We start from the raw sequence: 277 nt of genomic DNA, 5'->3' as shown, positions 1-277 counted from the left end.
GCCGGCATAGGGCGCGGAGGCAGGAACGGGTTGGGCCGGCGTCTCGGCAGTGGCCGTGAGGCTGGTCAGGCTGGAGATGCTGCGATCGAAGCCGGTGGCCGGCAGGATGCGTTCGATCAGCTGGGCGACCCAGCGACCGATGAACCAGCCTACAGTGAGGACGATGGCGGCGGCGAGGACGTGGGGAATCGCCGCCAGGACGGTCGAGAGGACGGCCACGGCGGGAACCGTGAGGGATTCGATGCCGAGCTGTTCCAGGGCGGCGATGGTGATCGGG

At 69.3% G+C, this 277-nt stretch carries 1 protein-coding gene; it reads right to left on the bottom strand.

The genetic code is table 11. From position 1 onward, the window contains the following. Window positions 1-277, bottom strand: a 277-nt coding sequence (locus CVH10_RS19920; protein ID WP_181244556.1) for a mechanosensitive ion channel, incomplete at both ends; no start/stop codon positions are given.

This window comes from Halomonas sp. ND22Bw, from assembly GCF_003011945.1.
GTDB classification, from domain to species: domain Bacteria; phylum Pseudomonadota; class Gammaproteobacteria; order Pseudomonadales; family Halomonadaceae; genus Halomonas; species Halomonas halophila.
Note: the sequence above shows the minus strand (reverse complement) of the source record. Positions and strands in the feature narration are given on the sequence as shown.